Genomic DNA, 12,465 nt, shown 5'->3' on the forward strand with positions numbered 1-12,465 from the left:
TATCTCAACAACCCATAATTGTAAAAAACTATGCCAAAACCGAAACTACAAACGAAACAACAACACTTTTTAGCTTAGTTATTAATTCACATTAAAATCACAAAAAGCAGCCTATAACATCAAAAAACCAATATTATTTCCTACTTAACTTTGTGGATAACTAAAATATCTTCTAGTATTCTCTAGGCAAAAATTCTACAAAAAAATACACGTGTGTTGTCGGGTATTGGATACAAAAACATATATTGTAAACTTAATTTTTATATCGACAGATGAAATTAACCATATGGGGTGCTGCTCAACAAGTTACCGGAAGCATGCACCTTTTACAAATCAACAACTACAACATCTTAATAGATTGCGGACTGGATTACGAGAAAGGAAACCATCAGGAACAGAACCTTTTTTTCCCTTTTGACCCAAGCAACATTGACCTCGTTATACTTACCCATGCACATATAGACCATTCTGGCAACTTACCTACTTTAATTAGAATGGGTTATGATGGACAAATTCTTTGCACTGGACCAACGGCAGATTTAACTGAAATATTATTGTTCGACTCGGTTAATATTTTCTTGAGTAAGCAAAAAAAGAAACCTAGAAATAGGAAAAAACATCACAGTGGACCACAGCCCTTGTATCTGCAAAAACATGTAATGGAAACCGTAGATAGGTTTGTAACTATTGGTTTCCATAAGTCTTTTAGAATTAATGGAGATATTGAACTGACGTTTGTGCCTGTTGGACATTTGTTAGGTGCCGCAGCAGCTATATTAACTATTAACGACCAAGGTACCATAAAGAAAATTGCTTTTACAGGCGATATTGGCAGGAAAAACTATCCAGTTTTGGTAAACCCAGATACTTTGCCACCAGTAGACTATCTGGTTTGTGAATCTACTTACGGCGGCCGTTTCCACAGTAAAGATGCTTCGTTGGAAGATACATTGATTAAAACAATTGAAGAAACCTGCGTTAAGAACCCGGGGCGTTTAATTATACCTGCTTTTAGTATCGGTAGAACACAGTCGCTTATTTTTAAACTGAACCAGATTTTTAGCAAAGGGTTATTACCTCCAGTTGAAGTTTTTGTAGATAGTCCGTTAGCTAACCATGCTACAGATATCTATCGCAAACACCACCAATATGTAAACGAAGAGGCACAAAGTTTTTATCAGGCCAAAGGCGATGAATTTGAATTTGAGAACCTCACCTACTTAAAAACACAACAGGAAAGTTTAGCGGTAAGTAATTACCTAGACCCTTGCATTATTATTTCTTCTGCAGGAATGTTGGAAGGCGGTAGGATTCAGGACCATCTTTACTACAACATACAAAACTATTATTGCACCATTCTCTTTATTGGATATTGTGCCAAAGGAACTTTAGGCGATAGACTTTTGCGTGGCGACCCTATTGTTCGTTTACGAAATAGAGATTTGATGGTTTATGCCAAAATTGCTAAAACAGATTTACTGAGTGGCCATGGCGACCACAACGACTTGATGGATGTGGTGAAACAACAGTCATCAAATAGTTTGAAGAAAGTATTTTTGGTGCATGGCGAAATCAATAGTCTTTCGGCATTTAAGACCGCTTTAGAAACTGAAGGATACGAAGTTGAAATACCAGAACGCGGCGTAGGCTATGAGCTTTAAAAGAAAAACATCAATAAGTTAAAGATTGGATCGCTAACTTATTGATGTAATGTTAAAAATAACAGAAATTGATACGGCGTTCTCTTTCGTTCAAGAAATTCCAACTGACAGATATTTCATGGGTAGAACCGCTATAACCTGCCAAACCACCCAAACTATGGTCGTAAGAGTAACCTATCCTAAGGTTATCATTCACAAAAAATTCGGCCATGCCAATTAATGCATTAGGATTTCTTACGTTACCGATTACAGCAGGCTTATCGTAAAGTTTGATGCCTGTCCTGTAGCCACCACCAATCCAAAGCTTCTGTTTGAATAAGAAGAACGCATTTAAATCCAATACTGTTGGACCAGCTGCATCATCCTTAATTAGAAATACAGGTTTAAAGTCTATTTCATATTCTACTACTGGAAATAAAGCACCACCTGTTAAGTAGAAATGTGGTTCTGGCGTTGGGAAATTGAAATCTAGCTTCTTCTTATCTAAAATATACTTACCAATAAGGTTATTTACCGAAGCTCCAACATACATCTTTGGTGTAGAAAAAAATACTCCAGCACGTACATCAGGCACTAGCTTTCTCATGGTAGTTAGCGACAGTGAATTATCGCCCTCGTCCCCTAGTTCGTGCATATCTCCATAGATACCAAACTGCTGGAAGCCCACACCCAAACCGAAAGCCAGCTTGGAAGTTTCATCTTCATCTACAGGAAAGCGATAGGCATAATTAGCAAATGCAGACAAGTTCTTTTGAGCGCCCAATTGGTCGGCACCAAGCGTTAGCGACAAACCTACACGTTCGTTAGGCATGAGCGCATCTACGGCCAATGAGAAGCTCTTTGGCGCACCGTTTATGCCCGTCCACTGGTTTCTATATGTTGCATTGAAGTTTAATCGCTCCCGAAAACCCGCGTATGCAGGATTGATATAAACCGCATTGAATATATATTGACTGTATTGCGCATCTTGTTGCGCAAAGCCGCCAAAGCCAGTGAGCGTTAACAGAAAGATAATATACCAACTTCTTCTTTCCATCCTATTTATCTCTTAATAAAGTAATCCAACCTGTTACACTACTAGATATTCCTTCCCTAGAAACTAATTTTAACACATAGTAATAAGTTCCTTCGCTTAACCCGTCGCCATTCCAGTTGTTTTGATAGCCACCCGAACTTCTAAACACTTCGTTACCCCACCTGTTGAAGATGGCAAAACTATTTTCTTTATAGAGCTCTATTCCTTTTATCTTGAGTACATCGTTTTTACCATCGCCGTTAGGAGTAATTACGTTAGGTACTTTGATATTGCCAATAATGTTTTTTTCGTCAGTATCTTGATTGTTGCTTGGAATTGGATCTAACAAGCCACTAGTGCTGCTAATTTTAGCAGTATTAGCTACTAAACCTTCTATCTTGCCCTGTACTTGTATTTTTAATTCTTGTGGTACATTTACAACTAGCAATGGAATATTCCATTTAATAACACCGTTGATGTAAGTTACTTCTTCGGATTTATTTACACTAATAAACCTAAGCGAACTTGGCAGTACATCTTCCACCAAAACAGCCGTATTATCTGTATTTCCATGATTAATGGCCGTAATGATGTACTCGAAAGTCTCGTTAGGTCCAACCGCTCTTGCGTCAGATTTCTTAGTTACTTCCAAATCGGAATCCATAAAAAATACAGAAAACACATCCGACAAATCAGAAGCGCAGTTTCCCTGATTAATTGCCATTACTCGGTAGTTACCAGTTTCAGTAACGATCAGCGTAGAACTCGTTTGCCCAGGCAAAGCACGGCCATCCCTATACCATTGATAAGTAAAGTTAGCATCTGGATTAGCCAACCGAAGGGTTACGGGCGTTCCAGCGAACTCTCTATGAGGTATGGTTTGAGCCTTTGCAAGGTTAACCTGCAGAAGTATCACTATCAGATATATCAGTCTACGAAGAACCATTCTTTAGGTAAAAACCTAAATAGCAGCTTAGTTAGCTCCCAATACAATTGTAGGCTGACTAGGTTTAGCTATAACTGTAATAGTCTGAGAAGTTGTTGTAGAGGCTTCACATGCGCTATTGGCCATTAATGTACCTGTGTTTCCTGCTAATAAAGCATACGTTACTGTAGCGTTAAAAACATAACTACCAATTACAGTTGTACTAAGTGTAAACGTGTTATTGATATTAGGCGCATTACCACTTAAAGCACCAATATTAGTAATTGGTACTACAGGCGTACCGTTATGAGTTGCCGACCAAGTATATGTATAACCCACACCGTCTGGTAATGCTGAATCAGGAGTAGCCGTAGCTGTAATTACCGAAGAAGCCGCAGAACCAGCGTTGCCTTCGCAATATGATGCATTAGTTGGTGCGCTTAGCGCTATGGTTTTATTAGGCAATTTGTAAACGGTAAAAGGAGTAGATTGAGGACCTAAACAGCCATCTTTAGATTTAATAGCAGAAGTATAATTATGTAAGCCAACTGGTAAACTTGCAGGCACAGTGAGGTCAGTACTATTAGCGCCAGTATACGGAATTGGTAAACCTACCGGATTTCCATCTAAAAACCAATGTACTTCATCCCCAGAATTTGCTGTAAGCGTAGTCTCTTCTGGCATGTGGAGCTTTGCAGTTGAGGTACCACATAAATAAAGATTATAATACGTTTGTGCGTAACTTGAGAAAGTTAAGCTTAGCAACAAAACTAATGTTGCTAAAAAAGTGCGGGTAATTGTTGTTTTCATTCTTTGTTAATTTAATTGTTCTTTAATTTTTTTATTTTCTTTATTGAATAAGCTGAATATGTGCTTGTGCAGGTTTTGGGAAAATAGTTACCTCAACCTCAACATTTTTTGTCTGGCTGCAGCCTGTTGCCAAATCTTTAACAGATATTAGTTTATAGGTAAATACCCCAGTATTATTTACAGGAATTGCGATTGTGGCAGTATCTGAACCAGTTGGTGTGGTTACGGTCTGCACAGCACCATTGTTAATGGCGTAGCTGAATTCGTAAGAAACAGTACTACCAGATCCTTTGAAACTTATGGCAGGATTACCAGTTGCATCTACACATAAACTTACCGGGCCGTTGGCTGTAGCATCTGGCAAAGCATTTGACCTTAGAATTACGTTGGTCTGCGTTCTTTTTGTGTTCAGTGTTTTAATAAAAAACGTTTGTATACCCGAGGCAGATAAAGCTCCGCTTACAGTTCTGTTATTTCCAGCATTTTGCGCACTTAATCCATCGGGAAGAGGTGTTGAGTTTTCAAACTGAGTACCGTCTGGAGATAAAGTGTAAATTATAGGTGTGATATTGCTACCCTGGCATATCTCTTGGCCATTAACTGTATTGTATTTGATGTTATTACACAAGCCCACACCAGTTGTAGCGCCATTTAAACATTCCTCATCTGCATCTACGGGTCCAGCAGCATTATTACCAGTAGCATCTGGATCAGTTAAATCTGCAGGTCTTAATATGCTCGCTTTGGTATTGTCGAACACTCGATTAAAACTTCCCGTAAAGGTCGCTTCCACTAAAAAATCGATAGCACCTTGATTTGGCAGATTGAGTAAGGCAGAGAAAGTTTGCCCTACAGTTGCAGTATTACTCACCGTAACGCCAGTACTAGCATTTGCTTGCGTAACAGTACCAATGGTTAATCCTGCAGGTAAACTGATAGCCAAACGCGACCCATTAGCTGCCGAAGGGCCATCATTTTGAACACGAATGTTGTAAGTAATTTTATTACCCGAAAAATATTGGCTTAAATCTGGAGATATCGATTCTATTTTTAAGTTCGCCTCTAAAACCTCTATATTAACCAAATGGATGTTTCTATCACTTTCTATATATGCCCAAGTATCCATCGACCTAGCATCACCAAAGTGATAGGTAGCGTTGGTGTTAGTGCTATATCTTCCAAATTTATGTCCATTTGATCTACTACTAATTCCAGTTAAATTTACAAATGGATTCGAGCTACCTCTACCAGCGTTACCAGCATTATCTATACTAGAATCGTCCCAATAGACTTTATCGCTATATTCGGCCGGATTTGTTTTAGTTGGATCAACAGTATAATTCGTATTATTTTCAGTTAACTCGATGATGATACCATTAGGATTGATCTCCATGTCGATATAAGGAAAATGCACCTCTGCAGATCTTAGGAAAGTTTGCACTGATGGAGAGATAGCTCCAGCGGACAAAAAATTACCATTACCATCTTTTCCGTCCCAAAAAATCTCATTATACCCCTGTACTGCCGCACCGTTAATAATACGATTTGCGCCACTTGCTATAGGAATTACAATCTGGAAACTTCCCGATGTAGAGGAATTAAAGCTGATGTTAGCACCTTTACGGCTAATTTTACCTTCAGTTCCTTCTACACCAATAAACTTTACATCGGTAATAATTGGAAGAATGGCATCCTTCTTTAGCCACATGGTTTGATTGGCCGTGGTAACAAAAGCATTTGCTGTCTCCGGAAGGTCTGGATTAGGCTTACCATAAAAAATTTTATGTGTCTTATTTAATGGATCGTCAAGTGTTCTGGGATCATGAAGTCCCGAAAGTGCGGCAACTGTTGAAGCATTTAAACTTTTATAGGTTGGAACTCCATTAACCGCAAAGCCGTTATTATTAGAGAAAAAAGTAAAAGCCCAACCATTATTCCCGTTGGTTTGCACCCTATAAGCCCTACCATCTTCGGTAAGAATGTAATTTGTTACATAAAAACCTCGTTCCTCTCTAAAGTTCGGACTGATTGACAGATTTAAAACATTGGCGTATACACGGCCGGTTAACCATGCAGTTTTAGCAGCATTTCTTACAGACACATCCCAAGCAGCGATAAGATTTGATGTATTTGCCATTGGCTGCGTCCAATTTGCAGTAGCAGCTACATCAGCGGCACTGATATCATCACTATTCCCATTACCTCTTGGCGCCAAAAATTCTACTCTCCAAATACCTTCCTGAGCTGCATTGACATTTACAACTACAGGAGCATAGCCTGCTGCAGGAGCTCCACTCCATCGAGGCCCCTGCAGTTCTTGAGCTCGATTTTGAATACGACCTGTACTTCCATCATAATTATATATAACTGATGGGCCATTTGGTGGTGTTATTACTATCTGAGCACCCTGGTAGCCATAAGCACTTGAAGCTACCGCAATAGCCTCTCCATTTTTTGCGTAAACAAAATGAGCACCCCTAGTTTTAAAAGGATATCTATCTAACCAGTTTTGATTGTCTATATTAGCATACAAAAAAGCTCTGTTACCTTGGGCAGTGGCAGGGTATAGATCTTTACTTCCCTCGGCAAATACTGTTTTACTAAAAAACAATAGCAGAAAACCGAATGCAAAAACAAGATTGTTATAAAAAGGAAGTTTAAATTGAAAAAGTTTAGAGATCAAAATTCTCACTACACATAAGCATTTGCTCAGCACAGCACGTTGTTTATCTACAGGAAATTTTAGCGCATCATTTTTTATCATAGCTAACTAAAACATCTGCACGAATTGCTTAAGTATTTTATTCCGAGAGGTATAAATCTTAACAAATTGTGTGTCTATTCTTTTATTGTGTTTGTATTTTTACTGCCAAAGCTTTAAAACCTATAGGAGTGACTTCCCCAAAAATATATTTTATTTCACACACAGTGAAATTTTTTCTACAGTTTATTTAAAAACAACATTAAAACAAATATTTATGTAGATTTTTTTACACAAACTTAACAACAGACTTCATTAAAACAGATTTATAGCGAGCATTTCAATTCCCCAATTTTACCCAACAAAAAAGTCGTTGCATTTTACTGCAACGACCTAGCCTACATCTATTTACTACAAATATTATTGCTGTACTACATGGTAATTCACTTTCACGCCATCTGTAGTATCAAACCAAATTGAATACGATTTAGCTTCCTTAAATTCGTTGACATTTAGAATTGTAACGTTGCTATTATCTTTTATACCCACCTTGATTTCGCTATTAACTGGCAACTCGGTATAGATAGGATTATCACCATAGTTCAAGGCTGCGTTAATAACAGTAGTGTTAGCACCTGTTATCACTAAAGGCTTGTCATTAAAAGACGTGGACAGATTCAAAAATCTAACCTTGAATTTACCGCTCGCAGGTGTTTTAACCTCATTAATATATCCGGCAATAGCAGGTTTCGAATCTTTGGTTTGAAAATAAAATAAAGTGTATTGATAACCATTGTACAATATGCCATCAACTGCGGCAGTAGCTTTGTTTTCTATCGCGTTATTAGACCATATTACGCTCTGTCCGGATTTCACCGTCAGATAATCACTATATTCTAGATAAGCTATTGCGTTATTAGTTAGTTTCTCCTGGTCTTGATAAAAATCTTGTGGATCGGCATTCATATATGCATTCACAAAACGAACTTTAGCAATCCCCTCTTCTAATATTGGTGGATCTTTTTTACAAGCCGAGAACATAACTAAAGCAAGCACTAATAAGCATAACCTTTTTACAGCCAGCCTCATATTACCTAACTTTATAAGTATATCCGTACCATTTGTTAAGGTAGTTCACGATAGCTTTATTAAATCTTTCCCCTGCTATCTCTCTTATAGCTTCGTTATTCCTCACTGTTATACCTGGCGTTTCTGCCTGAATTGAAGAAATATTATCTTGATATCCTTTTGTACTACCCAAAACCGCTGTACCATATTTGCGTGTGCAATAACCTCCATTAAAATAAGGACGTTTTTTCGCATTTCCTTTAGCATCTATACCGAAAAGCTCTTCGCTCACCTCTAAGGTTTTAATTCTAGTCCCCGGAACTGCGATTACACCTTCGGCTTCTAATAATCCACCAAAGCTGTGAGGACCTCTAATTAATTGCGAAAATGGCACACTAGGGTTTGCTTTAGCGATAGCTGCAATAGAAGAAGAATCAGCCAATTTATCTAAATATTCATCACCCTGTGAAATAGCGTGACCACTTAAGCCATAGCCGAGTTCTGTTTGGTCGATAAATTTACTGCTCAATTCATTTCCTTTAACGGAAATATAAGGTTGTGCCGTTTGATAACTGTGTGCCTGACCATGTAAATCTAGAAATAGCCCGCCTTTTCCATTTTTTTGCGCCTCTGCCATTCTTTCGCGAGCAGCAGCCAAAAGACTGTGATAGCTCAGATACGTACTTTTTGCGTCTTCGTTGGTATACCTCTTATCCACTTCGTTTGGAAAAGTATTTGGGTCTACCCTTTTTCTTCCAATGGTATTGATTACAATCCAAGCCCTTTTTTTAGTAGTTGATTTGAAATTCATTGCAATCTCGAAAGCCAAAGGCAAGGTATTGATATCTCTACCTGTGGTTCCAGTTTCAGGAATTTCTGGACTACCAATATTTACTCCATCATGTGGTACACCTAACAACAACGGCGCATCATCATCACCAACTACCAATTTTGTATAATTCTTGAAACCAAAAACCGTATCACCTGGTTTGTAAGTTTTGCCTTCGTAGGTAAATAACTTATCTGCTGATTTTCTTTCAGCATTTTTGAATGAGAAGGCGATTATAGCCAAACCTGCAAGTGCAAAGATTGCTGGTTTAAATTTCGATTGAGTAAATGTCATCTATAATTTATTTGTTTTTAATTATAGACTGTTTTATGCACCTAAAGTCTCGATTTATTTTTAATTTAATTAATTTGGACTTTAGTCTTAGTCATCCAACGTATTAGATCAGGAATGTCGTAATGGGCTAATTGACCATGCAGCACCAAACCATATCTGTCTTTTGCCAAAGGCTGTTCCAAAATTTCTTTATAAGAGCCGATACAATCATCAAGATTAACTGATGAAATTTTATGATCTAGAAAAGCGGCATGTAAAGCTACTAAACCTAAATTGCCTTTAGCGTTTACTTCTATACTAGCCTGTTTCATTTTTTGATCGGCAGCTATAAATTGTAAAATCGTTTGAATATCTTGGGTTCTTTGCCCTAATAGTGGCTTTCCGATATGCAGTGCAAGCATCGCATTGCGATAATCTTTGCTGAAATATTTAGGATCGTTAAGTTCTGGTTTATCAGCAGTTTCCCCTGTTCCACGCAAATCAGCAAAAACTACAGCTACATCTTGCTGATCGATGTATTCTCGCATCAATGCAGCACTATCTACTAGTTTATTCTTACCCCCATCGCTTATCCAAATCACTACTTTTCTCACCTCTTTTTGCGGATAATAAACCAGAACTGGTAATGGAATTTCATTTTGCTTCCTGATAATAACTTTTTGGAAAAGAGCGAATTTACCCTTCACTTCTCCAACATTTTCTGATGAAATATTTTGATTGCTCACATCAATGTTTAATAAGTTACGGATATGTTGCTGTTTCGCTTCAATTGTTAATCCCCCAAAATCCTCACGATTTTTTAAGTACTCTTGAGATAGTTTCCGGTTATGTTGTTGAACAGTGATTTCGTTTGGAAAACTCAAATTCACTTTACTTTTTTCAGTGGCAAATAATTCTCCGTCTGTCAGTACTTTTAAATCTGGCTCTACTATAGCACTATCATCGTTATAAAGCCACTTTCTAAACCACTGCACCGCGTTCTCTCTTTTAGGTTTCGATATCCCATGACCATCATCGTAAGTAAATAACGACACTTTTTCAGGTTCGCCTAAGCTGGTATAAACTCGCTTCAAATCATCAAAAGACTGCTGGGTTCCGTTATAGTCTATAAAATCGTAGCGGCCAGCTAAAACTAGCGTAGGTTTTGGCGCAGCAGCAATAAGATAATCGCTCATTTCTAATAAATGAGCACCTTCATTCGGAATTTGCGCACAACCATCGGCAGCTCCTGTAGTCGCTAAAGTATTTTCCCTACTCGCTAAATAACTACATGGTACAACTACTTTCACACGATCATCGATAGCAGCAAAATAGATGGTTTGCATGCCCCCACCGCTATTTCCTGTTACGCCAATTTTGTTCGCATCCACTTCTTTTCTAGTCACCAAATAATCCAAACCACATTGGTTATCGAAAAGTTCGTAAGCAGCAACAGAGGTGCCAACTAAGTTCGACGACAGGTTGAGTAAAGTATGTTCTGTGGTTGAGCCTCTAGTTAACGATTTTCCGTTTTCGTTTGTTAATTGAACTCGTTCACTTTGAGAAATTGGATCGATTACAAAAACTACAAAACCATTTTTTGCTAAGAGGATAGCTGTCTTCTGATAGCTTTCGGTGGCTTTTGAAACATCTTCGTGTCCACAGAACAAAAGAACAGCAGGAAATTTACCGCTACCATTAGGAACATAAAGATTAGCGGTTACATGATGATTTTCGAAGCTCTGGTAAATAACTTTTTCAATACGGTAACCATCTTGCTCAACAATACCAGTTATTTGAGGATTTAAAGCTGCTTTTTTCGGTAGCTTACCAAAAACTTCATTAGCTTTTTGTCTTACTGTTTTGATATAGGCTAAGGTTTGCTTCTTGGATTTTAAAGCTGCATTGAAATTTGTTCTACGCTGACCGTATTGTTCGTGCATTTGCTGCACTAAGTAAGTGTTTAAGCTTACGTCAGTTTTCCAATCGAGTACGTTGTATTGTTTTTGGGCATTGGCGCTAAAATACCCCAAGAACAAAAAGAAAAATGCAGCCTGCTTAAACATGTTCTTAGATTTCTCCTATCGTCGAAATGACGGCATTAAAGTTTTAGTTCAAATATTAGCCACCATTCGCTTTTAACCATTTCGGATATTCCTTTGCTAATAGATTCTGTGCAAAAGTACCGTACCAAGCGTAACCATATCTACGCTCTTGACTCACATCTTCAATCCTGTCTTTTATTGTGTTGTCACGATCGCCAAAAATAGGCTTATTGGTTTGTAAATCATAGAATCGAGCCCAGCTAACTGCATTCGCATCAGCAACTAAACCTTTATCCTTCTCTGCTATTTTATCATATTTCAGACCAACAATCTTCGTACCTTCAAACCAATTAACTGCATTTTTAATAGCATTCTTAATTTCTTCAGATGGATCTTTCAGCTTCATCAAAAATCTTACTACACCAACCGATTCGCCTGTACTTAAAGAAGCAGGTTCGAAAGCTCTAGCCTTAGCAGGAATTAGCTTATTTTCATCGTACTGCGCTGCCCAAATGGTTAATTTTCCATTTTGCACAAACTGTGTTTTTAACACACATTCGACACCTCTTTTTACTGCATCTGCAGCTTTAGGAATGTATTTTGCATCAACTGCCTCAAAACCATTAGTTCTATAAGCTATGTTCAACATGATAGTCAATGCGTTAATCATTGCATTATCGTTATAGGTAATTTCTGCCCTGTAGCTACTTTTATCAGGATAATACTGTGGCCAGCCGCCATTGGCATATTGTGATTTCAACAAGTAATCAATTCCCTTTTCCGCAGCCTTTAAGTATGCTTGATTTCCAGTATTTTTGTAAGCCAGCACCAAGGCATTGATTTCCCTAGAAGTAGCGGCATTATCGATAGTTGCATGCATTGGTGATGTTGCTTTAATTTTCTCCAACAAAGCCTCTGTAAGCGGATATTCATATTTCACCACACTTTTATCTTGCAATTGCTTCGGCCAACCACCATTGTTTAACTGATATACAAGCATCTTTTCTGCAATGCTATCGGTTTTAACATCAGTTTTAGCTACGTTTTGAGCGGTTGCGCAACCGCTTAAAACCATGCAAACGATAAAGATGGTTATGATATTTTTCATTTTATTTCTGTTTTGCCACAGATGCACAGC

The 12,465-nt window shown here is 38.0% G+C and carries 9 protein-coding genes; 1 reads left to right on the forward strand and 8 read right to left on the reverse strand.

Annotated features, from left to right (window positions below; all coding sequences use genetic code 11):
* Positions 1-272 precede the first annotated feature (272 nt).
* A complete protein-coding gene (locus CRO54_RS07600) occupies positions 273-1,661 on the forward strand; it encodes an MBL fold metallo-hydrolase RNA specificity domain-containing protein (protein ID WP_097130591.1) in 1,389 nt (462 codons plus the stop codon).
* Positions 1,662-1,713: 52 nt separating this feature from the next.
* Here CRO54_RS07600 and CRO54_RS07605 read toward each other — a convergent pair whose 3' ends face one another.
* From CRO54_RS07605 to pelA, 8 genes are all read right to left on the reverse strand, one after another.
* The gene (locus CRO54_RS07605; RefSeq protein ID WP_097130592.1) at positions 1,714-2,697 is read right to left on the reverse strand and encodes a PorP/SprF family type IX secretion system membrane protein; all 984 of its coding nucleotides are present in this window, start codon (positions 2,695-2,697) and stop codon (positions 1,714-1,716) included.
* A 1-nt stretch (position 2,698) separates the two neighbouring features.
* Entirely contained in the window at positions 2,699-3,622 is a 924-nt protein-coding gene (locus CRO54_RS07610) for a T9SS type B sorting domain-containing protein (protein WP_097130594.1), read from the reverse strand.
* A 27-nt stretch (positions 3,623-3,649) separates the two neighbouring features.
* Positions 3,650-4,411 carry a hypothetical protein gene (locus CRO54_RS07615; RefSeq protein ID WP_097130596.1) on the reverse strand — a complete coding sequence of 254 codons (762 nt, stop codon included), beginning with the start codon at positions 4,409-4,411 and terminating at the stop codon, positions 3,650-3,652.
* 40 nt (positions 4,412-4,451) lie between these two features.
* On the reverse strand, positions 4,452-7,175 hold the full coding sequence (locus CRO54_RS07620) for a DUF11 domain-containing protein (protein ID WP_097130598.1): 2,724 nt from the start codon (positions 7,173-7,175) through the stop codon (positions 4,452-4,454).
* A 357-nt stretch (positions 7,176-7,532) separates the two neighbouring features.
* A complete protein-coding gene (locus CRO54_RS07625; protein ID WP_171047859.1) occupies positions 7,533-8,168 on the reverse strand; it encodes a DUF4397 domain-containing protein in 636 nt (211 codons plus the stop codon).
* Positions 8,169-8,202: 34 nt separating this feature from the next.
* Positions 8,203-9,303, reverse strand: a complete 1,101-nt coding sequence (locus CRO54_RS07630; protein WP_097130603.1) for a hypothetical protein — start codon at positions 9,301-9,303, stop codon at positions 8,203-8,205.
* A gap of 65 nt (positions 9,304-9,368) precedes the next feature.
* Positions 9,369-11,348 (reverse strand): alpha/beta hydrolase family protein, encoded by a 1,980-nt coding sequence (locus CRO54_RS07635; RefSeq protein ID WP_097130605.1) that lies wholly within the window; start codon positions 11,346-11,348, stop codon positions 9,369-9,371.
* 55 nt (positions 11,349-11,403) lie between these two features.
* Positions 11,404-12,435 carry a pectate lyase gene (gene pelA, locus CRO54_RS07640; protein WP_097130607.1) on the reverse strand — a complete coding sequence of 344 codons (1,032 nt, stop codon included), beginning with the start codon at positions 12,433-12,435 and terminating at the stop codon, positions 11,404-11,406.
* Between the last annotated feature and the right edge of the window lie 30 nt (positions 12,436-12,465).

Origin of the sequence: Pedobacter xixiisoli, from assembly GCF_900215335.1 — a bacterium.
GTDB lineage: Bacteria > Bacteroidota > Bacteroidia > Sphingobacteriales > Sphingobacteriaceae > Pedobacter > Pedobacter xixiisoli.